A 22176-nucleotide genomic window follows, 5' to 3' on the forward strand; every position below is an offset into this window, starting at 1 on the left:
TTTAATTGTAATAGGCGATATAAGCATTTAACGAAATGGCTATACAAAGCCAAATGAGATAGGGCAGTAACAAATATTTCATTTTACTGAGCTTGTCATCACCAAAACTTATAAATAAATAAAGAATTATAAGTGTGAGACATATGATATTTATAAGTGCCCAATTAATGAAGTGTTGATTGAAGAATAAATAATTCCAACTCACATTAAGAACAAATGCCAAAACATAAACGGCCAACACAAATTTAGAATTACGGATAGAGAATAGGTAAGAAAGGTAAAGCGAAAAGCAAACCATAATCAAAGACCAGCTCGTGCCAAAAACCCAACTTGGTGGTGTCCATGGAGCTTTGTTTAAACTAGAATACCATTGTCCATTGACAGCATCTCCCATGAACAAGTTTCCAATAGCCAATCCACCAAAATTGATAACCAAGAATAATATAAAAAGGTATATTTTCTTCAATTTATTTGTTTTTTAATTGCTCTATTTTAATGGCAATTTCTTCTGCTTCAGCATACTTTTTATCACTTTCTGCTCGATTTGAACTAGAAAGTCTGTGCCAATCTGCTAATAGTTGCTCATGTTTCTTTTGCAGTCTTTCAACTTCAGATGTTTTCTTAAAAAATCCAAACATTATATTATGATTTTAAATGGGAGATAATTCTAGAGCTCATAGGCTTAGTAATAGAATAGTAATAATCGACAAATTCACCATCGGGATCCACTAGGTATTTTTGAAAATTCCATTTTACTGTAGAATTTTTCTTTCCGTTTATGGATTTTTTTGTTAACCACTCGTATAATGGATGTTGGTCAACTCCCTTTACCTTTACTTTTTCTGTAATTGTGAATGAGATATTGAAATTTGTCTCACAAAATTCCTGTATTTCGTAGTTCGTTCCAGGCTCTTGTTTACCAAACTGATTACATGGTACTGCAATGATTTCTAATTTGTCCTTATGTTTTTCATACAGTTCTTGCAGTTCTCTATATTGAGGAGTATAACCGCATTTAGACGCTACATTAACAAACAAAATATATTTTCCCCAAAAGTGGCCTAATGTAAGCGGCTCACCATTAAGTTTATTTATATGGATATCGTATATCGATTTACGTGATTCGTTAACTATATCTTTATCTGTTGCTGCCAATGTGCCTATAAATGTTTTGAAAGGATTCATAAGTTATAACTTAAAACTCACAATTCCACAATCCATTTCAAAAATTTGTCCTGAAAGTGACGCGGCTTTATCCGACAATAAAAATGTTGCCATTTCGGCCACTTCTTCTGGCTGAAGATGCTTTTTTAGAGGATGTCTATCATTCATTTTTTCAACCATCTTATCGTTTCTCAATAACTTTGAAGCCAACTCTGTATTTGTTACCGTTGGTGCAATAGCATTAACACGAACCGTAGGAGCCAATTCTGCGCCTAATGATTTAGTTAACCCTTCAATTGCAGATTTAGAAGCAGCAACACTTGCATGAAATGGCATTCCTAATTTTGATGCTACTGTACTAAACATTAAAATAGATGGTTGATCACCTTTTTTAAGGATATCCAAATATTTCTGAACTGCTCTAACAGCACCTAACACATTGATTTCAAAATCATTTTTAAAATCATCTATGCTCAATCTTGCAATAGGTTTTAGGTTAATGCTTCCTGGGCAGTAAACCAAACCATCTGCTGCATCAATATCTGGCAGAACATCCTTTGTGACATCGCACTCATGATGGGTTAAATTCTCGTGATTCTTTTCTGGAGAACTTCTACTAATGTTAATTACTTTGTTTGAAGGAAGTAGGGCAGAGACAATTGCCTTGCCGATACCTTTGCTTCCTCCAATAACTATTATGGTTTTCATGTTGGTTGTTTAAAATTTTTATGGACGTCCTTTTAAGCGCTTTTCTATTTTTTGTTTAATTACGGTAAGACGTTTCATTAGGTCCATTAATTTCTGGTCCTTTTTCTTTTTGTAAACTTCATTTACCCCTAAGATTAAATCTTTAGCTTCTCTAGCCGCTACAATACGATCGCTAGTTGTTTTAAATTTGAATTTTCTGTTCTCAAACTCCTTTGCTTTTTCTATTGTTGTTTCCATGGTTTAATGGTTTATATAATTCTGTAATTCTGAAATTTTTGCTGTGGTATTAAATTCTCCACCGTAATAAGTTGTCACAGTTGCTGATGTGTCATCTTTCACGCCTCGTGAAGAAACACACAAATGTTTCGCGTCTATTATTACCGCAACATCTTCTGTTTCTAATACGGTTTTAAGCTCTTGGGCGATTTGATTCGTCAAACGCTCTTGTACCTGAGGCCGTTTAGCGTAATACTGAACAATTCGATTTAATTTTGAAAGTCCAATCACTTTTCCAGAGGATTTATATGCAATATGAGCCTTGCCTATGATAGGTACAAAATGATGCTCGCAATTAGAATAAAACGTTATGTTCTTTTCAACCAACATCTGATTGTACTGATATTTATTGTCGAATAATGCAATTTTTGGTTTATTCTCTGGATCTAAGCCAGAAAATATTTCTTCTATATACATTTTGGCTACACGGTCTGGTGTACCTTTGAGGGAATCATCAGTTAGGTCTAGTCCCATTACATCCATTATTTCTGAAAAAAGAATTGAAATTCTCTCTTTTTTCTCTTTGTTGGACATTGCAAAGGCATTGGCCCTCATTGGTGTTTCTAAACCTGTAAATAAATGGTCGTTACCAATATCATCTGTTGTAAAGCCATTTAGCTTATTAGAATTGGTTTTGGAAATTGTTTCTGTATTCATGGAATCTTTTTAATGTGCTGTCTTTAAGTACTCCAAGCTTAAATCAAAGCACGAGTTAACGTTTTGAAATAGAGTTGTTTGTTATTGTTCTTTGACGCGAACACTTAAATCTGCCTTTGTCAAACGTTCTTTTTTTTAGATGCTTTGTCGCTCTACCTTGCACACGCTTTCTCCACATCCTAAAACTGCTGTTCTTCATTTCGCGTCGCATAAGTTCAATCACTTCCTGCTCATTTAAATTGAATTGAAAGTTTATCGCTTCAAATGGTGTTCTATCTTCCCACGCCATTTCGATAACCCTATCGATGTCTCTTACAGATAATTTACTCATTATGTTGGTAGACTTGAATATTCCTGATCGTATTTTACCTTTTGATCCAAAAGTTTATCAAAAAACCTTTTATTTTCCTTTAAAGTGGTGTTATTTCTAAAATGAACAAACCGTCCTTGAGCATGTATACTGGACCCATTTGTTTTGTAAATGACAAGTTGATAATAAGGTATAATCCATGTAAAGTTTTTTAATCCTTTATTGATCATTACCAAAATGCCTTTTGGACGCATTTCAATATTGCCATAATTGAGGTCTGAAACTAAGTTCATTATAGACTGCATATTTGGGCTTACTTCGTCGATAATCATCCGTTTAGAACCTATTCCACCAAGTTTCAATTTTTGTACCAAACTAAAAGGATTGCCAATTAAGTCGGCAATGATTTTTTTATGTTCAGGGTGGTGATGTGTTGTGTTCAATATCATAACTAGTCAAAGTTACAAAATGTTTAATGTTTTATTAGTAACGTTAAACAAAAATTAACAGTTAATTAGTACAGTTTGAAAACTAGAGCTATATCATTTTTATCATTGACGATATGGAATTAATAATTAGCTCAAATGACCAAAGCATATCTAAGTATGGCTACTCTCTATTGAGCATCTTATTTCGGTCCTTTAAAGTATGTCGTTTGAGAAGTCTATAACTTTCACGTACAACTTCCGGATCTTTTTGCATATTCCATAAAATGTCACTGGCGCGCTTTCTATTATCCTTGATGTCAACAATTGGAAAAGGATAATCCTCTCCCAATTTAAAATCATAAAGTGTTTCTTCCATTTCTGTAACTAGATAAGGCTCATGGATAAAAGGTGTATCTAATCTGGCCAGTTCGGGTACCCATTTTTTAATGAATTCGGCATCCGGATCATGTTTGATGCTATTCGTTGTAGGATTATAAATTCTAATATTATTAATTCCCGTTTCCCCAGCCTGCATTTGCAACTGCGGATAGTGGATTCCGGGTTCAAAATCTAAAAATTGCTGTGATAAATGAGTTGTAGCTGCCTGCCAAGGCTGCCATAAAATATGAGTAAAGAACGATGCCAGCATAGCACGCATCCTAAAATTCACGTATCCTGTTTCAACTAAACAACGCATGCTGGCATCGACTAACGGAAAACCAGTTTGTCCTTCGCGCCATGCTTTTTGATAGTCTTCAGAAATGTTTTTTTTCAATTTTCTGTATCCCTTATTCACGCTGGCTTTTTCCATGATGTGCTCCATTTCAAACTTTTGAATAAAATGGGCCTGCCATCGCAACCTAGATATAAATGCTGAAATATGATTTTTAGTGTTCTTTGAAGTTTGTAAAGCCTTTGCTTTTTGATACACTTGTCTAATGGACAAGTTTCCCCAAGCTATGTATGGCGATAATCGACTGCATGTACTGCGCGAAGCTTCAGGTTTTGAGATATTGTCCATATAGTCTTCATATCTTCCATTAAAAAATGAATTGGCGTATTTCCAACCTGTAGTGCTTCCGCCTTTTTGAAATTTAGATTCTGAAGGTGTACACAAATCGGTTACTGTGACAACATTTTCAAGTTCTTCAATTTCAGCGATACTGAGAAGTTGGGTTTCTTTGGGCTCAAAAACTTCTTGATCAGCATTCATATAACCTTCCCATTGTTCAAACCAATTGTCTCTGTTGACCAAGCCACGTTCAACACCATTATTTTTACTTTCTTTCCAATTAATAAAGTTGTTACGGCAGTAACGTGTAAATTCTTTATCACGGTTGTATGTGACTAGTAATCCCGTTTCAACATGAGAAAAAACAGTATCAATTCTATAAAATTCCTGAATTTGATTAAAGGAACTTGAGATGTCACTAGTTACTGTAAGTACTTTGGTGTCGTAAGTTTCAAGTTGTTGGTTCAAGTCTCTTAAAGACTCTTTTATAAAGTTAAAATGGCGTTCACTGTAGTGCGTATCATTCAACAATAAATGTTCAAAAACGTATAGTATAAGCACAGGTTTTTTAGAATTTAACGCAACAGAAATAGCTTCGTTATCCTGAAGTCTTAAATCGCGTTTTAACCATACTACGTTGATATGTTCTCTATCGTTATTCATTATCTAAATTCCTCAGAAATTTTTCTGCATTTTCAAAATGCGATTCTAACGTTTCTTTTTTCATTCTATCCAAATTTCCCAAAAGCATTCCCAATCTTGGATTCCCTGAAAAGAAATTACGATGCTTGTCCATAAAAGTCCAGAACAAACCATCCCAAGTGTCTTGCCAATCACCTTTAGATGAATAATTGCTCATTTTAAGAATGTAATTACTGCTGCTTATGTAGGGTTTTGTACTCATTAATCCGCCATCTGCAAACAAACTCATTCCATAAACATTGGGTACCATCACCCAATCGTACGCATCAATAAATAATTCCATAAACCATTGGTACACCTCGTCAGGGTCAAATTCACAAAGCACCATAAAATTGCCCAAAATCATTAAACGTTCAATGTGATGTGCATACGCAGTTTTATTCACTTTTTTTATGACATCGTCCACGGGCTGAATTCCCGTTGAACCATCATAGAACGATTTTGGAATCTTTCTGCTGAAATCCCAAAAATTCTTGGTACGTTCTTCAGTGCCTTTTATTTCGTAAACACCTCTAATAAATTCGCGCCAACCTAATATTTGCCGAACAAAACCTTCTGTTGAATTAATAGGTACGCCATTATCCTTTGCGTAATCAATAGCAGTTCCAATGATGCTCATCGGCTTTAGAAGCCCAACATTGATTAAAGGCGAAAGCATACTGTGATTTAAGAAATGTTCTTCTTTTACAATCGCATCCTCGTATGCGCCAAACTCGTGAAATCTGAATTCCAGAAATTGTTGAAACCAAACTTCGGCCGACTTATAATCAATAGGGAACAGGACGAAATCGGACAACTCGCCATAATGGTTATCAAAATTTTCATTCACATAGTTTTCGGCCTCTTCGTGATATTTTGTTTTGTCTGGAAACTGAATACTTGGTGGTGTTTTATCTTTTGGATATTTTTTTCGGTTTTCGCTGTCGTAGGTCCATTTACCACCTTCGGGTTCGCCGCCAACCATTAAAATATCTCGATTTTTTCTTTCGGCTTTATAAAATGATGTTTGAAAAAACTTCTTTTTCTTTGGTTTGAAAAACGATTTAAGTTCTTCTTTTGTGTTTATAAAAAGCGGACTTTCGTACCATTCTATTTCGATATCTTTTGAAGCTGAATTGATATGCTTTTCAAGCCAATTATCTGTTGGATCGGTGATGTGAAGTTTTTTGATACCATCGTCGATCAATTTTGGAATTAATTGCCGAACATCATATTCATCTGAAATGGCTTCAATATAATTTACAGTTTTACCTTTTGATTCTAGATAATCAGCATAGCACTTCATTGTTGCTCTGTGAAATACTATTTTCTGCTTGTGGAATTTGTAATGCTTGAAAAATAAAAATTCCTCAATTAGATAAATATCACAGTCGATTTCTAGGACTGGAGTGTCCTTGAAGAGTTGATGTGGGAATATTAGTGTTATTTCTTTCATTTCTTATTATTGCTTTCAGATCGAGCGTAGTCGAGACCCAATATATTCTATAAAGCCTCTCGACAACGCTCGAGGTAAAAAATTAGGTAGAATGTTTCGTCAGTTCGAGTGTTTCGACTTTTTGTCGAAATGTATCGAGAACTAAATATGCATCTCGATACAATTTTACTCCCGAAAGCTTTCGGGATCAAAATCACTGGATGTGATGTGTGGATTCAAAACAAACTAGGCTGCAACCAAAGCTTACGAAACTCACCATTTTCATCATACCGCTCAGCCTGAGACTTCACATTGAATTTCCTGTCCCTCGGGTCATTGCCAACTCCAGCCACGTACATCCAATTGCCGTAATTGCTGTGCACGTCGTAATCCAATAATAGCGATTCAAAATAGGCGGCACCAATGCGCCAATCCAATTTTAAATCTTTGGCGAAATAGGAAGCTACGTTTTGTCTCCCTCTGTTACTCATCCAACCTGTATGTTTAAATTCCAACATATTGGCATTTACAAAATCTGATTGTGTTTCGCCATCAATCCATTTTTGGATTTTAGATTTGCTTGAATCCCAATCGTAATTTTTTTCTAATATACCTTCAAGCTTAAATATTTGATTGCCGTGCTTAAGCGAGATATATTTAAAATAATCGCGCCAAATCAGTTCAAAAATGAGCCAATAGGTAGATTGGTTGCTATAATGTTTTTCCTCAAACTCCTTAACTTTCCAATAAATTGTTCGTGGTGATAAACTTCCGTTTGCTAACCACGGTGAAAATTTGGAACTGTAATCCGTACCAACTAATCCATTTCTGGTTTTCTTATAGTACCCTAATTTTTTAGTCTCAAAAAAATAATGATTCAGCCGATCAAGACCTTCAGTTTCGCCACCTTTAAAAGGAAAAGCGGAATGTGGATGTGTTTCAAAATCTTTGAATCCTAAATCTTTCAGCGTTGGAATTTTGGTGTTGTTCTCTATGCTATTAGTTTCAGGTTGTTTTTCGATTTCAACCTCATTTCTGACTTTAGAATATTTTTCAACCTTCTTTCTAAAATTGGTAAATACTTGTGGTATCTTTTCAAACGTAATGTCAATATCTTCAGGATGAAATAGAAACTGATTATAATGTGAGTGAAATTCAACAGATTCATCACAACTGGATTTTACTGCATTTTCAACATCAACTTCTTCTTTGGTCCATTCCTTTTGAAGGTAGATTGAATTGATATTAAATTCGGAACAAACTTTCGGAATTATAGTTTCCGGTTTTTCAGAGTATACCAATAAATCTATATTCAGATTTAATAGTTGCTTTTTTAAGACTTCAATCGTTTGAATTAAAAATTTTGCCCTGAATTTTTCGGTTTTTTTAAATCCGAAACGGTCTTGTTCAAAATGTCTCGGGTCAAAACAATAGATAGCTATGACTTTTTCAGCGTTTTCACAGGCACTTTTTAAAACAGCATTATCACCTGTCCTTAAATCATTTCTAAACCATATTAAATTTTTTGTCTCCTGCATTTTTCACTACAAAATTTTACGTTGTCCCAATCCTTTTCCCATTTTTTTCGCCATGTGAATGGTCGGTCGCAGATTGGACAAATTTTTTGAGGTAGGTTTCGTTTTTTAATTCCATTGGGCATTTTTCGTGTCATTTATTTAACTGTCATTTCGAGGGAAGTCGAGAGACTTTATCTCTGGAATGCACCTTAACCAACCTCGTTGTAATAACAAACTTCATTTTTGAGACCTGCTAGGTTTTTCAAACCTGCTAGGTCTGTTCTATGAAAATCAATCTTTTTCAACTAATGCATTAATCATCCCATTAAAAACAAAGGCGTGGAACGGTAAAACTGAATACCAATACAATCTTCCCCAAAGTCCTCTTGGTCTAAATACAGCGCGTTGATAGAGCTTGTCCTTCACAATTTTAAATTCCAACCATGCTTCACCAGGTAAGCGCATCTCGGCAAATAATAATAGCCTTTTTTCTTTTTTATCGGCAAAAAGCACACGCCAAAAGTCCAATGGGTCGCCAGCCTCTAGGTATGTGTCATGAGTTCTTCCACGTCGCAAACCGACTCCTCCAAAAAGCTTATCCATATAGCCTCTTATTTTCCAAAGTTTATTAAAACTATACCAACCGTTGCGACCGCCAATACTCCAAATTTTATCTAACGTAAATTGCTCGTCGGTAACAGTTCTGTGACGCACATCTTTATAACAACCAAATTGCGGTAATTCAATATGTTTAGACAATTGACTTTTAAATCTGCCGCTACTTACGGCATCCTTCCAACTGGAAACGACGGCGTTCTGTTCTATTTTCTGGAATGCCAGTTCAACTGCTGTTCTGTAATCTACGGGTTCAATACCGATAAGATCATTGATGTCGCTGTTTTTGCCAATCACTTCAACCTTCATACTATCCACCAAAGCTGAGGCTAATTGAAAGGATGTTGATGTAACAAAATATAACCAATAAGATGATAATTTTGGTGTTAAAACGGGAAGTGTAATAATATATCGTTTTAAACCTCGAACATCTGCAAACTGCAAAAGCATTTCTTTGTACGTCAAAATTTCTGGACCAAAAATATCAAAGGCTTTATTGTATAATTCTTCTTTTTCCAATCCACCCGAAAGAAATTTGAGCACATCCCTCACGGCCAATGGTTGCGTTTTGGTATTGAGCCAACGCGGCGTAATCATAATTGGTAATTTTTCAACCAAATCCCTTATAATTTCGAATGAGGCACTTCCGCTACCAACTATTATTCCGGCTCTGAAAACGGTTAATGCATAACTATTGGATTTCAAGGTTTTTTCAACTTGAAGTCTTGATTTTAAATGTTTTGAAAGCGAATCGTCGTTTACTATTCCACTAAGATATATGACCTGTTTGCAGTTGGTTTTTTCAACTAATGATTTAAAATTTTTGGCACATTCTTTCTCAAGCTTTTCAAAATTGCTCGATGATGTTGCCATGCTATGAATGAGATAGTAAGCAGCTTCAATATCATTTGGGATTTCTGCTTTTTCCGGTTCTAGAAAATCTACTTTAATGAACGTGCACTGCGCATCATCCTCAATTTCATCAGGAATACGTTCCAAATCTCGGACACAACATACTAATTCATGACCATCTTCAATCAATTGAAGGGCCAAGCGTTTAGCTATGTAACCTGTGGTGCCAGTGAGTAAAATTTTCATGAGTCAACGCGCTTTTCAAATCCCTGTTTTGGTCTTTGGTATTCCATTCGCTTTTCTAACGTTGGAATGGCATAACCATCCAAACCGTTTATCGTCGCTACATTCGCTTTTGACAGGTCAATAAAACCGTCTTTTTCTAAAAGATTATCTTGTATAAATAGTTGTTTAATTTTTCCAACAATCAAGATGGTATTATTGGCTTTAATTGGATATTCCTCAACATATTCCATTGCCAATTGAATTGGGCAACCTTTTACAAATGGTGAATCAAAATCAACTTTATATTCCTCTTCTAAATTTGTGGCATCAAATTCTGAAACTGTGCCTGCATACTTTGCAGATGTGTGATGTGCATCTTGTAAAATGTCTTTATGAATATGATTTAAGGTGTAATACCCAGAAGATTTTATATTATGATACGTATTTCGCATCACTGTTGTTGGTCTTAAAAAAAAGCCCAATAAAGCTGGGTTGGATCCCATGTGTGTTACAGAACTGAATACAGCTACGTTGGTAATGCCATCCTTGCTCTTTGTGCCAATAAGATTTGCGGACTTAAATCCCGAACAACTATTAATTAAATTGATGCGGTATAAATGATGCATTTTTTCAAAATCTTCTGAATTAAATTGTACCATTTACAATGTATTAAAATTATTGATCTTGACATTTTCAGCCTTTAAGTCAAACATTAAGTTATATAGTCCGAAGAAGGTTCGGTTGATATAAATAAAGTGTTTTGAACCTCTATTACCGTTCATATTTCGCAATTCGGTATTTTTTGAATATTTCTGACCCATTTCAGAAATTTTGTTGAAAAATTCAGCATCCGAAAAATCAAACGTTTCTGAATGAAAAGGCTGTGTGAAGAGAGTTAACAATTCATGAAACATTTCACTAAAGAATTTAATTTCATCTTCAGAATCATCTGGTCTTAAAATTTCAAGCTCGTATAATTTCTGAGTGAAGAACTCTGGATTTTCGATGCTTTTCTTGTCTGCTAATTCAAAATAGGGCACGTAAAAATCTTCGGGAATGGTTTTCATGCAACCAAAATCCAATGCAATTAAATCACCTTCATCCGAAATCAGAAAGTTACCAGGATGTGGGTCTGCATGGACTTTCTTCAATTTATGAATTTGGAACATGTAAAAATCCCAAAGTGCCTGACCAAGTTTATTGGCTTTTTCTTTATCGGTATTGTATTTTGTAAACTCTGAAAGGTGTTCGCCTTTCATGTAATCCATCGTAATAATACGTTCAGATGAATATTCTTTATAATAATTAGGAAATTTTAGGTTAGGAATATGTTTGCAGGCATCAACCACAGTTTGACTTTGCTCTAATTCTAAAATATAATTGGTTTCCTCAACCAATTTATTTTCAACTTCCTTAAAATACTTATCGGAATCCTTTCCTTTAATATTAAACATTTTAATGGCTATGGGTTTAACTAAAGCCAAATCACTAGCAATACTCTCCGCAACTCCAGGATATTGGATTTTCACAGCATATTTCTTCCCATTTTTTTCTGCCGTATGGACTTGGCCAATACTGGCAGCATTTACTGAAGTTGCGTTGAAAGTATCAAATAGTTCTTCGGGATGTTTCCCAAAGTATTTTTTTAATGTTTTTATGACCAACGGAGGCGACAGTGGTGGCACTGAAAATTGAGATAATGAAAATTTTTCAACATAAGCCTGAGGCAAAATGCTTTTTTCCATACTCAACATTTGAGCGACTTTAAGTGCACTTCCTTTAAGTGTTTTTAGGCCGTCATAAATATCTTCGGCATTATTTTGATTGAGACGATCTTTGGCATCAGCTTCAGATTTCGTCATTTTATCACCATAATATTTTAGATAGTTCACGCCAACCTTTGCACCGGTTGATACGAGCTTTGTTGCTCTTGAGATTTTCGTAATCGGAATTTTATCAATGGTTTTCATATTATCGCGTCTGGATTTTTTCCTTATAAATGAATTTTCCAAAATCGATAAGACTTTGTAGTGGCGTAGTATCCATTAAATCGAAACTCGAGTTAACTGATTTTTCGATATAAATATCTGTTTTTTCAAATGAAGCCGAGGTGTCATCCAGCCAAAATTTTATTGTTAATAATAGCTGAAGCCACATGGATTCTTTTATGCTTCTATTCTGTATTTTTTCGAGTTGTTCTTGTTTTAAATCAATCGATTTTATGTCTAAAAACTCAATGTAATTGGTAAAATGCTTTTTTAATTTTGAAAGTTTTTTTAATGATTTCAATTGGTTTTTATCATTATCAATGGCATGAACAACATAGCTTCTGTTTGCAGTTAGAATTTCAAAAAATGTGAAATAGAAGCTGAGTAATTTATTGCGAGTATCAAAGTTTTTGTAATCATCACTCTTTTCTAAAGCTGTTTGTGCATTCTCAAAGAATATTTTGAAAATTGATTGCTCCAGAGCTTCAAACGAAGCGAAAAATTCATAAAACTTCTGTTCGTCAAAGTTGTTATCTTTTGCAAAAGCATAAACTGATTTTGGCTTATGGTCATGCATGAGAACATGATCCATATACGCATCTATAATATCAGATTGCTTAATTGTTTTCTTTTTTGCCATTATTATTTAATTAGACAATAAAGATACGTATTGTTTAATGAATTACTAAAAACCTTAAACAATATTTAACAAGTCGTAAAATGAAATAATCGAAGCCTATTCTTAAATCTTGTTTTTTCCAAGTCCTTTATAGCAGACAATTGCAAACAGTGCACCTAAGATTGGCGAAATAATATATAGCCATAAGTCAGAAAGATTGCCTGAAATAACTGCAGGTGCAATAGACCTCGCAGGATTCATTGACGCTTTGGTCATTGGGCCGGCAAACATCGCTTCGAGTAAAATTACTCCACCAACTGCAATAGCTGCCATTGTACCAATCTCCTTGCTTCCTGTTGAAACGTTGATAATGGTTATCATTAAAAAGAAGGTGAGAAAGAATTCCATAATAAACGCTTGGTATTGCTCAAAACCATTGGCTGCATAAGTGTGGCCGTAACTTTGGCTTTCGGGAAATAACATCCAAAGCACTGCAATTGCCAAAAATGCACCAATGATTTGTGCCGATATAAATTTTGGAACGTGTTTCCATTCAAACTTTTTGGCGTAAGCAAAGCCAATAGTTACTGCAGGATTAAAATGTGCACCAGAAATCTCGCCAAAAGCAAAAATCATTGCCATGACCACAAGTCCCCAAGTAATAGCAACACCAACGTGTGTTATACTTCCTCCTGTGACTTCATCGACGGTCATTGCTCCACAACCGCAAAATACCATTGTGAATGTGCCAATTAATTCTGCTAGTAATTTTCGTTTCATATTTTTTTGCCGCGAAAGCGGTAATCTCATAAAAATGTTAGACTATTTCTGAAAAAACATATTTAAGTTCCGTAGCAATCTGAAGACTTCGCTCGTTATACTTTTCCTTTTGCTGAGGTGTATTATCAAATGCTTTTGGATCATCATAAGTGATAGGAATTCGTTTTTCTGCACCAGCAATAAATGGGCAACCAGCATCTGCGCTTGAGCAGGTCATTATGGCTGCAAAACCAGAAACGGGATTAAAGTTATCATCGTAGGTTTTTGAAAAACCAATAATAGGATGACTGTTATCAGCATATTTAATACTGTAAACTGGATTATTTTCTTCTGAAAGTTTTTCAACTTTAAACCCAGAATTCCTCAATGTTTCTCCAGCTACAGGAAATAGGGCAGTGGCCTCAGTTCCGCCAGAAAAGCAGTTCACGTTTTTAATATTGAAGTACGATGCCATAGCCTGTGCCCACACCTGAGACAAATGGCTTCGACGAGAATTGTGTGTACAAATGAAATTGAGATTTACATTTTTTTTATGGTTTAACTTCTCCTGAATAAAGTTTGCTAGTGGTTGTAAAACCGTTTTTCTCTCATCTGAAATAGAGCTAGTATCTAATCGATCTATTTGTTCCTTGATTCGGTCGTATATCATTATTAGTGTTTTTATCTATTAACAACAATTTCCGTCCGAAGAACAACAAGGCTCTTCTGATAAATCAGCTAATTTTAATTTTGGCTTGGTTTCTGGGATGCCACAATTTTCTTTAGCTAAACAATCTGTTTGTTTTGAGGTTAAAAGAAAGTTTGTACCATTAAAATCTAAACCAAATTTACCAATGGTGTCACTTTGATACTCCACTTCGATTTCTAAATCACCGATGTTTAAAACCTTTTCGGAGAGCTCAATGATGTTCAATAGTTTTTCAGGGTGTAATCTATGGTCATAATCATCTGCATTCCATAGCTGAAAGTTTACAACTTTTTCATTTCTTAGCGTTCCGCCACAGTCAATAAAATTTTTAGTTACTTCTCCAACTTCTGTTACATGAAAGTGTTTTGGTACTAAATTTCCGTTTGGTAACTCAAAAGCTATAGTTTCAAGCTTTTTAAGTATTGTCTTAATTTCTGAAAGTCTCATAATTTATAATTTTTAACAACAATTAGCTTTTTCATTTAAATCTTGGTCTAAAAAAACCGATAAAACAGTTTTCATTTTAACCCAATTCTCTCGGTCTATACAATAGCAAATACTGGTTCCTTCAATATTTCCTTTTATAAGACCTATTTTTTTTAGCTCTTTTAAATGCTGTGAGATTGTAGGTTGAGCCAAACCTATTTCCTCAACTAAATCACCACAAATACAGGAGTTGATTTTAAACAAATGCTGAAGAATAGCAACTCGTGCAGGATGCCCAAAGGCTTTGGCAATGTTCGAAATCTGGTTTTGTTGCTCTGAAAATATTTCGGTCTTAGTGAGTCCCATAATATCGTTATATTATTATATTGCAATATTACGATTAATAAAGAAGATAAACAATGGTTGGTTGGATTAAGTTGGTATTTAAGGTTTAATTAACATTAACAATTTGCACTAAGCCTTAACTTTGTACTACATTAAAACAAACACTTAACACTAACAACGATGAAGAAATTAGTACTATTTGTATTTGCCGTAACTTTAATGTTTTCGGTCAATGCACAAATTGAAACACCTGCGCCAAGTCCTTTTACAAAGGTTGAGCAAAAGGTTGGATTAACTGATGTAACCTTAGAATACTCAAGACCGAGTATGAGAGGACGTGAGGTTTTTGGCAACTTAGTGCCTTATGGTAAAGTTTGGAGAGCAGGAGCAAACAAAAATACAATCGTAACTTTCAGTAATCCTGTAACAATTGCAGGACAAGAGTTGAAAGCAGGATCTTATTCCATTTTTATTACGCCATCAGAAAACTCATGGGATGTTGTGTTTTATTCCGATACCGAAAATTGGGGAACACCTCAAAATTGGGATGATTCAAAAGTGGCTGCTAAGGCTACGGTTGAAACCATGCAAATACCTGCAAATGTTGAAACATGGACGATTAGCTTTGATGATTTAACCAATGATTCTGCGCATTTAGGTTTTATGTGGGCAGATACTTATGCTGCTGTAAAAATCGACGTACCAACTGATAAGGCGGTGACGACTGCTATTGAAAGAACAATGTCTGGACCTTCTGCTAATGATTATTATGCGTCTGCAGTATATTATATGAATGCAGACAAGGATTTGGATAAGGCAAAAATGTGGATGGATAAAGCAATGGAAATGTCTAAAGATCCTGCTTTTTGGCAATTGAGACAACAGTCTTTGTTGTATGCTAAAATGGGAGACAAAAAAATGGCAATAGCAACAGCTAAAAAGTCTTTGGAAAAAGCCGAAGCTGCTGGTAATGCTGACTATGTAAAAATGAATAAGGATTCCTTAAAGGAATGGGGAGCTATGTAAAAACCAGTCATTAGACTATAATTTTTAGACATTAGAATTTATACTGAACGCAACTTGAAAGGGTTGCGTTTTTTTATTTGTAAAAGTAATTACGAGAACGCTCTAATTTTACTTTTTTGATGGTTTAATAAACTCCAACACATTAGCAATCAAAATCACAAGCACACATCCAAAAAGATTCAGCCATAAATACGGCATCCAATCGAACCACCAGCCAATAATTACGATAGCTTGAGTAATTAGCGCACCTACAAAAACAGCATTACCTTTTATGTATTTAAAGAAAAATGCCAACAGAAAAATGCCTAAGACATTTCCGTAGAAAATAGAACCGATTATGTTTACAAGCTGAATTAAATTTTCGGCCAAATCAGCAAAACAAGCAATAGTAATCGCTATAATTCCCCAAAGTAGTGTAAACCATTTAGTCATTTTTACGGTATGCTCTTCTCCCAAATCCTCCTTCTGATTGCGTTGGTATAAATCAATTGAGGTAATCGTTGCTAAGGCATTGATTTCAGAAGCTGTGGAAGACATGGCAGCAGATAAGATTACCGCCAACAATAGCCCTATTAACCCAACAGGTAAATGATTGAGTATAAAACGAATGAACATATAATCTCTATCGTTGGTCTGCGTGTCCTTTGCTGAATCTTTGTAAAGATTATTGAGTTCATCTTTTTTGTTGATAAATGCATCACTTACAGGATTTGCTCTTAGACCTTCCAATTCATTTTGAAGTCGTGTGTATTCATTTGCATATTCCGAATCAATTGCTTTTTTGATTAAAAATTTTGATTCGAGTCGATAGTTTTTTTCAATACTATCTAGTTTTGAAAGTTGAATTCTTGTACGTTCACCTTCATCTGTGGAAAGCTTCAAACTGAGTTCTTGTTTTTCAGTAAAAAGGACATTTTGCTTCTCCTGAAGTGACCTGTACTCATCACCATATTCAGAATTCAGAACGGTTTCAGTGGATTTATCTATAAAATTAAGCGGAGCAGGATTAAACTGGTAAAAGACAAACACCATAACACCAACGAGCAATATAAAGAATTGCATAGGTACTTTTAGCAAACCATTGAACATCAAACCCATTTGCATTTCTTTCATGGACCTTCCGGAAAGGTAACGTTGCACCTGACTTTGATCTGTTCCAAAATATGAGAGCATTAAAAATGTACCGCCAATAAGACCAGTCCACACGGTGTATCTGTTTTCTAAATCAAAAGAAAAATCTAATACCTGCATTTTTCCAGTTGCTCCTGCGATATCAATAGCATCTACAAATGAAACTTCTTTTGGTATGAGGTCTATGACAATAAATAGTGCTGCCAACATACCTGCAAAAATCACGAACATTTGCTGTTTTTGGGTCACTGTTACGGCTTTAGTTCCACCCGATACAGTATAGATAATTACAAGGGTTCCAATAATTATATTAAGCGTCACGATATTCCAGCCCAAAACAACGGATAGAATTATGGCAGGTGCAAAAATGGTGATACCTGCAGCCAAACCACGCTGAATTAAAAATAGGATTGCGGTAAGACTTCTTGTTTTTAAATCGAACCGGTTTTCGAGAAATTCGTAAGCAGTGTAAACTTTAAGTCTGTGATAGAGCGGAATAAATACCAGGCAAATGATGACCATGGCAATTGGTAGTCCAAAATAAAATTGAACAAACCCCATTCCATCAGAAAATGCCTGACCTGTGGTAGATAGAAATGTGATCGCACTTGCTTGGGTTGCCATGACTGACAATCCGATGGTCCACCATTGTGAGGTGTTGCCACCACGTACATAATCCTGGACGTTTTTGCTTCCTCTGGTTTTCCAAGTGCCATAACCAACAATAATAAGCAAGGTGGCTATGAGAACTGCCCAATCTATGGGTGCCAGAGTTGGTGTCATGCTATGCGAAAGACTGTGTTAAAAAGTAAAATAAAACGATATAAAGTGCATTTGCTACAAGTACTAGCGTGTACCTTTTACTCCATTTTTCTTTTGGCTGTGTTTGGTTAGGGTTGTGCATATTAATCAATTTAGTTAGGTTGTTGCTATTAGTTTTTAAGTTTGGATGGGTCATTTTTACCAGCAGAAAGTAAATTGGCAAACAGTCTATATGCGCCTGAAACTCCCGCAGGAAATTCCCTAAAAAAACTTAAACCTGTGTAAATATAATTGCCTTTACCATATTTTGCAACCAAAAGACTACCTTCTTTTGAAGTTTCTCCTTTATCGTTGAATGCAAGTAGTGGTGTAAATTCTTCCGACCACTCATCTGGAAAGTACAAACCACGTTCTTGTACCCAACCGTCAAAATCCTGAATTGTGATCTTATTTGGGTAGTTAAGAATTGGATGTTCAGGGTTTAAAATACGAACTGTCGCATTTTCGTCAGTGACTCTATCTCGCGATAAATTTAATTTATAAGGTGCTAAATCATCTACCTTAATACCTCTGCTCGTATTGTATTGAATGACTAAATTACCACCATCCTTTACGTAATCCAATAGATATTTTTGTTTGAATTTTAACTCATCCACAATATTGTAGGCACGAATACCAACAACAATAGCATCAAAATTTGAAAGATTTTCAGGTGAAATCGCTTCTGGAGGAATCACAGTAACGTTATAGCCAATCTGTTGCAAACTTTCTGGCACTACATCTCCTGCACCTTCTATGTAACCAATATTATTACCTCGTTTTTCGATATTTAGTCTTACGACTTTACTTTCACTTGGCATCAATACGGTTTGAAATGGAATATGTGGGTAATCGATTTCTATCAATTCATCTGTGAAAAATTCACCATCAATATTCACCATGGGTGTAATTAAGCCTTCACTTTGGTTTTTTGGAGGAATCACTGTGAATACGACCGTTTGCTCATCTCCCTTGTTAGCAATTTCTACTTTTTGCTTTTCTGGATAAAAGCTCCAACCATTTGGATATGCCATTTGTACATAGCCATCAATATTATTTTTACCAGCTTTTACAATTACTTCAATATCTTTTTGTTGATCGTTTTCGAAAATGAATACCTTGTTTTTGATACTTGCTGAAACTTGAGGAATGATTTCAAAAGGTCTGTATAATTCCCCTTTATCGGGTTTGGAGTAGCGGTAAATTATAGGTTTAGAGAATGTAATTGGTACCTCTTGTATACTTAAATTGAAAAGCACAGATACAGCTCTAGGAGTTTCAGGTAAACCTATCAATTCTTGGTTTGATACGCTGTACATACCAAGCGTACTATTTTTATTGAGCCAATATGGTGTTGTATAATTAATATCAGATGGAATTCTCATATTTTCTTTAAAATCCAAACTCTGATTAGCGGCCATTTCCATGTTTTTTGAGATATCCTCATTCATGGTAGAAAGTTGATAGGAGACCAGTTTTATATCCGAGTTGCTTCGATTTAATATTTCGAGATTCAATTCTATGGTAGAATTGGGCGAAGCAGTAGGAGAAGACGCAGAAACCTCTAAGTACAGGCCAGCACAGGCTTGGATTATTGTTTTGAGGTCTTTGGTCTTTATAGTTTTCCAATGCTGATTCTCAATATTTTGAAGCAATTTGTAAGCTTCTAATAGTTGAGGTAAATGTGAGGATGGGTTTCTAAAATTAAAGTTGTTTTCAACTTGCATCAAAATTTCTCCAATAGCATTACCTCCTTTTATTCTATTCCACGATGTATCGATACCATCAAATACATTTGTTTTGTTTTCAGGTTGATCACCTTTTAAAAATTCAAGATATTCATCTTGCGAGCCACGACTTGATAAGCGTCCAAATCCTTGACTTAAATGTTGGCTGCTTGCAATGGAGGCAATTTCGTTATTGGATAACCCTTTACTTGGATAGTATTCGCCAATATCGAAAACAGTGAGTTTTTCTTTGTCTCTATCAAAATCTTCTTGATTTCTGTAAAACCATGAAGATGTATTAAAATAAAGACGTTTGGGTTGCCAAGTTTCGGTAAACTTTAATTGAGAAGTAAATTTTGAAGCATCATTTGACAAATCAAAAGCTTCAAAACTTAACATTGCAGAACTTGTATGATGTCCGTGAGTTGATCCGGGAGTTCTGTGATTGAACCTATTAATAATAACATCTGGTTTAAATTCTCGGATTGCCCAAACCACATCAGAGAGCACTTCATTTTTATTCCAAATTTCCAAAGTTTCGTCTGGATGTTTAGAGTAACCAAAATCGTTGGCTCTTGTGAAACGTTGTTCACCACCATCGATTCGTCTTGCTGCCAACAATTCTTGTGTTCTGATGACTCCCAAAAGTTCTCTGATTTCTGGACCAATTAGGTTTTGGCCGCCATCTCCGCGTGTTAACGATAAATAAGCTGTACGTGCCTTTACTTCGTTAGACATATAAGAAATCAATCTCGTATTTTCATCGTCAGGATGTGCCGCGATATAAAGTACCGAGCCTAAAACATTGAGTTTTTGAATGGCATTGTGAATTTCTGAAGAACTATATGTTTTGGGTTGTTGGGCTTGTAAGTTAATTATGGTGCTTAAGAAAAGCAGAAGACAAAGTCTTAATTTGTGCATAGCAGTATGTAGTTTGTTGCGTTTCAAATATATGAAAGTTGGAAACTTATGAGAATGGTTTTAGGTTTTGTTTAACTTGTTATAATTGTTAAACACAGATTTAAAAATTAATACGAGTTTCATTAGATCGGTTAGGTTTTTAAAATCAGTTTGATTGCTAATTTCTCTACAACCACTTCCTCCGTTTAAAGTAAATAAGCAGGCCAATAAATATGAGGACCATTACTCCTAAAAGTACAAAGTAGCCATAGCGGTATGTGAGTTCTGGAATGTATTCAAAATTCATACCGTAGATGCCTGCCAAAAATGTCAATGGAATAAAAATACTTGATATAATGGTTAGTACTTTCATTACTTCATTCATTCTATTGCTAATGGTGGTCATGTACATATCCATTAAACTCCAGATCATCTCACGATAAATATCTATATTTTCCGATACTTGTATTAAATGGTCGTAAATATCCCTATAATAGGTTATTGTGCGTTTGTAGATGAGGTGGTGTTCAATCTTTTCAACACGGCTTATGACTTCTCGGAGCGGAAAAATAGCCCGACGTACTTTTAGTATTTCGCGTTTTAATTCCTGAATTTCTGAGCTCACATCATTCTCGGCATCGCCAGCAAATAGTTGGGTTTCCAAATCTTCAATTTTATTACCCAAAGTTTCAATAATGCTAAAATAATTATCAACTACTGCATCAATAAGCGCATACATTAAATAATCGGATTTCTGGCCCCTGATCCTACCTTTACCGTGACGCAACCGATCTCTAATGGAATCAAAAACATCACCTTCTGCTTCCTGAAATGTGAGCACATAATTTTTGCCAAGTACAAAACTGACTTGTTCTATAACAATCTGTTCTTGTTCATCATAATAGAGCATTTTAAGGACCACGAAAAGATAATCCTCGTATTCATCGATTTTAGGTCTTTGCGTAGTATTTACGATGTCTTCTAAAACAAGTGGGTGTAAATCGTATTGACTGCCAATTCTTTCAATCTCTTCGACATAATGTAATCCATTAACATTAATCCAGGTAACGGAGTCAGTGTCTTTAAAAGGAATTGCGTCTTCGGCCTTAAGTAGGACAGTTTCTTCAATTTCATCCTTGCTGTAATCAAACGATTCTATATGAAGGGCCTTGTCAGATTTTTTGCCTGTGTAAACTAAAGTCCCAGGGACCTGACCAATGTGTTTTTTGTAGTTTTCGGTTCTTTTTTTCTTGAATTTCAGTTTCATATAATGGCAGTACGGGTTTTAAATATGATGCAATTATAATCGACAATTTACAAAATACTGCTATCATCAATGTCGTTCAAGGCGTCTTTTTCTATCAATGTTACAGCCTTTTGTATAATGAGGTTATTGGGATAGGTAGTAAGGTTACCATTATCCTCTCTTAACATGAGCTGAAATGCTCTAATGTCTTCGATAATTGCTTCGATTGGTGCATCTTTATCGTGAATCTTAATTTTATCTCCAACTTTGTATGGAAATGAAAAGAACATAATTACACCAGATGTTATATTGCTCAAAATGGACCAAATTGCAAAGAGACCAATGCCAATGACAGCAAAAACGGAAGAAAATACAAGCGTAATTTGTTGCGGTTCTACACCCCAAATATACGTTTCGACAAGTATAGCGATAAGTACTAAAGTTACTGTAACATAACGACCAATCAATATAGCACGAGCTTCGGTGGTACCACTTCTTTCGCCAATTTTTCTAACGGTAATTACAATAATTTTTCTAATAATAAGTAGTACTACGAGAAGTATCGTAGTATAGATAATTTCGTATAGGTATGGTTGAAAAAAGTTACTCATTTAAAAAC

Annotated in this window: 25 protein-coding genes; 1 reads left to right on the forward strand and 24 read right to left on the reverse strand. The window is 35.0% G+C overall.

Annotation, left to right across the window (positions count from 1 at the left end):
• Position 1 precedes the first annotated feature (1 nt).
• The 20 genes from HM983_RS14520 to HM983_RS14615 form a co-directional block, all read right to left on the reverse strand.
• A complete protein-coding gene (locus HM983_RS14520) occupies positions 2 to 466 on the reverse strand; it encodes a TspO/MBR family protein (RefSeq protein WP_179346466.1) in 465 nt (154 codons plus the stop codon).
• Between the two features lies 1 nt (position 467).
• The gene (locus HM983_RS14525) at positions 468 to 638 is read right to left on the reverse strand and encodes a Lacal_2735 family protein (protein WP_179346467.1); all 171 of its coding nucleotides are present in this window, start codon (positions 636 to 638) and stop codon (positions 468 to 470) included.
• Positions 639 to 642: 4 nt separating this feature from the next.
• On the reverse strand, positions 643 to 1185 hold the full coding sequence (locus HM983_RS14530) for a glutathione peroxidase (protein WP_179346468.1): 543 nt from the start codon (positions 1183 to 1185) through the stop codon (positions 643 to 645).
• A gap of 3 nt (positions 1186 to 1188) precedes the next feature.
• Complete coding sequence (locus tag HM983_RS14535; protein WP_179346469.1) at positions 1189 to 1872, reverse strand: SDR family NAD(P)-dependent oxidoreductase; 684 nt, start codon at positions 1870 to 1872, stop codon at positions 1189 to 1191.
• 18 nt (positions 1873 to 1890) lie between these two features.
• Positions 1891 to 2109, reverse strand: coding sequence for a hypothetical protein (locus tag HM983_RS14540; RefSeq protein ID WP_179346470.1), 219 nt, complete (start codon positions 2107 to 2109; stop codon positions 1891 to 1893).
• Between the two features lie 3 nt (positions 2110 to 2112).
• Positions 2113 to 2805: a GTP cyclohydrolase I FolE gene (gene folE / locus HM983_RS14545; RefSeq protein WP_179346471.1), complete on the reverse strand. Its 693-nt coding sequence runs from the start codon at positions 2803 to 2805 to the stop codon at positions 2113 to 2115.
• Between the two features lie 55 nt (positions 2806 to 2860).
• Positions 2861 to 3136 (reverse strand): TIGR03643 family protein, encoded by a 276-nt coding sequence (locus HM983_RS14550; protein WP_179346472.1) that lies wholly within the window; start codon positions 3134 to 3136, stop codon positions 2861 to 2863.
• Positions 3136 to 3564, reverse strand: coding sequence for a hypothetical protein (locus tag HM983_RS14555; protein WP_179346473.1), 429 nt, complete (start codon positions 3562 to 3564; stop codon positions 3136 to 3138). The genes HM983_RS14550 and HM983_RS14555 overlap by 1 nt, the downstream gene beginning before the upstream one ends.
• Before the next feature lie 160 nt (positions 3565 to 3724).
• Positions 3725 to 5218 (reverse strand): cryptochrome/deoxyribodipyrimidine photo-lyase family protein, encoded by a 1494-nt coding sequence (locus HM983_RS14560; protein ID WP_179346474.1) that lies wholly within the window; start codon positions 5216 to 5218, stop codon positions 3725 to 3727.
• A complete protein-coding gene (locus HM983_RS14565) occupies positions 5211 to 6692 on the reverse strand; it encodes a cryptochrome/photolyase family protein (RefSeq protein ID WP_179346475.1) in 1482 nt (493 codons plus the stop codon). The genes HM983_RS14560 and HM983_RS14565 overlap by 8 nt, the downstream gene beginning before the upstream one ends.
• A gap of 215 nt (positions 6693 to 6907) precedes the next feature.
• The gene (locus HM983_RS14570; protein ID WP_179346476.1) at positions 6908 to 8209 is read right to left on the reverse strand and encodes a DASH family cryptochrome; all 1302 of its coding nucleotides are present in this window, start codon (positions 8207 to 8209) and stop codon (positions 6908 to 6910) included.
• Complete coding sequence (locus HM983_RS14575) at positions 8188 to 8331, reverse strand: DUF2256 domain-containing protein (RefSeq protein WP_179346668.1); 144 nt, start codon at positions 8329 to 8331, stop codon at positions 8188 to 8190. Before HM983_RS14575 ends, HM983_RS14570 begins: the two co-directional genes overlap by 22 nt.
• A gap of 148 nt (positions 8332 to 8479) precedes the next feature.
• Complete coding sequence (locus tag HM983_RS14580) at positions 8480 to 9901, reverse strand: SDR family oxidoreductase (protein WP_179346477.1); 1422 nt, start codon at positions 9899 to 9901, stop codon at positions 8480 to 8482.
• Entirely contained in the window at positions 9898 to 10539 is a 642-nt protein-coding gene (locus HM983_RS14585; protein WP_179346478.1) for a flavin reductase family protein, read from the reverse strand. The genes HM983_RS14580 and HM983_RS14585 overlap by 4 nt, the downstream gene beginning before the upstream one ends.
• Entirely contained in the window at positions 10540 to 11850 is a 1311-nt protein-coding gene (locus HM983_RS14590; RefSeq protein WP_179346479.1) for an ABC1 kinase family protein, read from the reverse strand. It lies immediately after the preceding gene.
• Between the two features lies 1 nt (position 11851).
• Complete coding sequence (locus HM983_RS14595; protein ID WP_179346480.1) at positions 11852 to 12508, reverse strand: TetR family transcriptional regulator C-terminal domain-containing protein; 657 nt, start codon at positions 12506 to 12508, stop codon at positions 11852 to 11854.
• A gap of 102 nt (positions 12509 to 12610) precedes the next feature.
• On the reverse strand, positions 12611 to 13267 hold the full coding sequence (locus tag HM983_RS14600) for an MIP/aquaporin family protein (RefSeq protein WP_179346481.1): 657 nt from the start codon (positions 13265 to 13267) through the stop codon (positions 12611 to 12613).
• A gap of 37 nt (positions 13268 to 13304) precedes the next feature.
• Positions 13305 to 13916 (reverse strand): arsenate-mycothiol transferase ArsC, encoded by a 612-nt coding sequence (locus HM983_RS14605; protein WP_179346482.1) that lies wholly within the window; start codon positions 13914 to 13916, stop codon positions 13305 to 13307.
• A gap of 18 nt (positions 13917 to 13934) precedes the next feature.
• The gene (locus tag HM983_RS14610) at positions 13935 to 14402 is read right to left on the reverse strand and encodes a DUF6428 family protein (protein WP_179346483.1); all 468 of its coding nucleotides are present in this window, start codon (positions 14400 to 14402) and stop codon (positions 13935 to 13937) included.
• A 12-nt stretch (positions 14403 to 14414) separates the two neighbouring features.
• Positions 14415 to 14747 carry an ArsR/SmtB family transcription factor gene (locus HM983_RS14615; protein ID WP_179346484.1) on the reverse strand — a complete coding sequence of 111 codons (333 nt, stop codon included), beginning with the start codon at positions 14745 to 14747 and terminating at the stop codon, positions 14415 to 14417.
• A 159-nt stretch (positions 14748 to 14906) separates the two neighbouring features.
• Here HM983_RS14615 and HM983_RS14620 point away from each other — a divergent pair, with 159 nt between their 5' ends.
• On the forward strand, positions 14907 to 15752 hold the full coding sequence (locus HM983_RS14620) for a DUF2911 domain-containing protein (protein ID WP_179346485.1): 846 nt from the start codon (positions 14907 to 14909) through the stop codon (positions 15750 to 15752).
• 108 nt (positions 15753 to 15860) lie between these two features.
• Here the strand turns inward: HM983_RS14620 and HM983_RS14625 are convergent, their stop codons facing one another.
• The 4 genes from HM983_RS14625 to HM983_RS14640 form a co-directional block, all read right to left on the reverse strand.
• Entirely contained in the window at positions 15861 to 17666 is a 1806-nt protein-coding gene (locus HM983_RS14625; RefSeq protein WP_246277527.1) for a sodium:solute symporter, read from the reverse strand.
• A 149-nt stretch (positions 17667 to 17815) separates the two neighbouring features.
• On the reverse strand, positions 17816 to 20332 hold the full coding sequence (locus HM983_RS14630) for a PIG-L family deacetylase (RefSeq protein ID WP_179346486.1): 2517 nt from the start codon (positions 20330 to 20332) through the stop codon (positions 17816 to 17818).
• Between the two features lie 166 nt (positions 20333 to 20498).
• Complete coding sequence (gene corA / locus HM983_RS14635; protein WP_179346487.1) at positions 20499 to 21578, reverse strand: magnesium/cobalt transporter CorA; 1080 nt, start codon at positions 21576 to 21578, stop codon at positions 20499 to 20501.
• A gap of 47 nt (positions 21579 to 21625) precedes the next feature.
• Complete coding sequence (locus HM983_RS14640; protein WP_179346488.1) at positions 21626 to 22168, reverse strand: mechanosensitive ion channel family protein; 543 nt, start codon at positions 22166 to 22168, stop codon at positions 21626 to 21628.
• Positions 22169 to 22176 lie beyond the last annotated feature (8 nt).

This window comes from Winogradskyella ursingii (assembly GCF_013403975.1).
Taxonomy (GTDB): domain Bacteria; phylum Bacteroidota; class Bacteroidia; order Flavobacteriales; family Flavobacteriaceae; genus Winogradskyella; species Winogradskyella ursingii.

Bases quoted from the DNA above. Each gene is read 5' to 3' on its own strand.
- HM983_RS14640 (WP_179346488.1), bottom strand. From the start codon at position 22,168: ATGAGTAACTTTTTTCAACCATACCTATACGAAATTATCTATACTACG.
- corA (WP_179346487.1), bottom strand. From the start codon at position 21,578: ATGAAACTGAAATTCAAGAAAAAAAGAACCGAAAACTACAAAAAACAC.
- HM983_RS14630 (WP_179346486.1), bottom strand. From the start codon at position 20,332: ATGCACAAATTAAGACTTTGTCTTCTGCTTTTCTTAAGCACCATAATT.
- HM983_RS14580 (WP_179346477.1), bottom strand. From the start codon at position 9,901: ATGAAAATTTTACTCACTGGCACCACAGGTTACATAGCTAAACGCTTG.
- HM983_RS14575 (WP_179346668.1), bottom strand. From the start codon at position 8,331: ATGCCCAATGGAATTAAAAAACGAAACCTACCTCAAAAAATTTGTCCA.
- HM983_RS14590 (WP_179346479.1), bottom strand. From the start codon at position 11,850: ATGAAAACCATTGATAAAATTCCGATTACGAAAATCTCAAGAGCAACA.
- HM983_RS14525 (WP_179346467.1), bottom strand. From the start codon at position 638: ATGTTTGGATTTTTTAAGAAAACATCTGAAGTTGAAAGACTGCAAAAG.
- HM983_RS14540 (WP_179346470.1), bottom strand. From the start codon at position 2,109: ATGGAAACAACAATAGAAAAAGCAAAGGAGTTTGAGAACAGAAAATTC.
- HM983_RS14600 (WP_179346481.1), bottom strand. From the start codon at position 13,267: ATGAAACGAAAATTACTAGCAGAATTAATTGGCACATTCACAATGGTA.
- HM983_RS14620 (WP_179346485.1), top strand. From the start codon at position 14,907: ATGAAGAAATTAGTACTATTTGTATTTGCCGTAACTTTAATGTTTTCG.
- folE (WP_179346471.1), bottom strand. From the start codon at position 2,805: ATGAATACAGAAACAATTTCCAAAACCAATTCTAATAAGCTAAATGGC.
- HM983_RS14605 (WP_179346482.1), bottom strand. From the start codon at position 13,916: ATGATATACGACCGAATCAAGGAACAAATAGATCGATTAGATACTAGC.
- HM983_RS14555 (WP_179346473.1), bottom strand. From the start codon at position 3,564: ATGATATTGAACACAACACATCACCACCCTGAACATAAAAAAATCATT.
- HM983_RS14585 (WP_179346478.1), bottom strand. From the start codon at position 10,539: ATGGTACAATTTAATTCAGAAGATTTTGAAAAAATGCATCATTTATAC.
- HM983_RS14565 (WP_179346475.1), bottom strand. From the start codon at position 6,692: ATGAAAGAAATAACACTAATATTCCCACATCAACTCTTCAAGGACACT.
- HM983_RS14535 (WP_179346469.1), bottom strand. From the start codon at position 1,872: ATGAAAACCATAATAGTTATTGGAGGAAGCAAAGGTATCGGCAAGGCA.
- HM983_RS14560 (WP_179346474.1), bottom strand. From the start codon at position 5,218: ATGAATAACGATAGAGAACATATCAACGTAGTATGGTTAAAACGCGAT.
- HM983_RS14570 (WP_179346476.1), bottom strand. From the start codon at position 8,209: ATGCAGGAGACAAAAAATTTAATATGGTTTAGAAATGATTTAAGGACA.
- HM983_RS14615 (WP_179346484.1), bottom strand. From the start codon at position 14,747: ATGGGACTCACTAAGACCGAAATATTTTCAGAGCAACAAAACCAGATT.
- HM983_RS14595 (WP_179346480.1), bottom strand. From the start codon at position 12,508: ATGGCAAAAAAGAAAACAATTAAGCAATCTGATATTATAGATGCGTAT.
- HM983_RS14625 (WP_246277527.1), bottom strand. From the start codon at position 17,666: ATGACACCAACTCTGGCACCCATAGATTGGGCAGTTCTCATAGCCACC.
- HM983_RS14530 (WP_179346468.1), bottom strand. From the start codon at position 1,185: ATGAATCCTTTCAAAACATTTATAGGCACATTGGCAGCAACAGATAAA.
- HM983_RS14550 (WP_179346472.1), bottom strand. From the start codon at position 3,136: ATGAGTAAATTATCTGTAAGAGACATCGATAGGGTTATCGAAATGGCG.
- HM983_RS14610 (WP_179346483.1), bottom strand. From the start codon at position 14,402: ATGAGACTTTCAGAAATTAAGACAATACTTAAAAAGCTTGAAACTATA.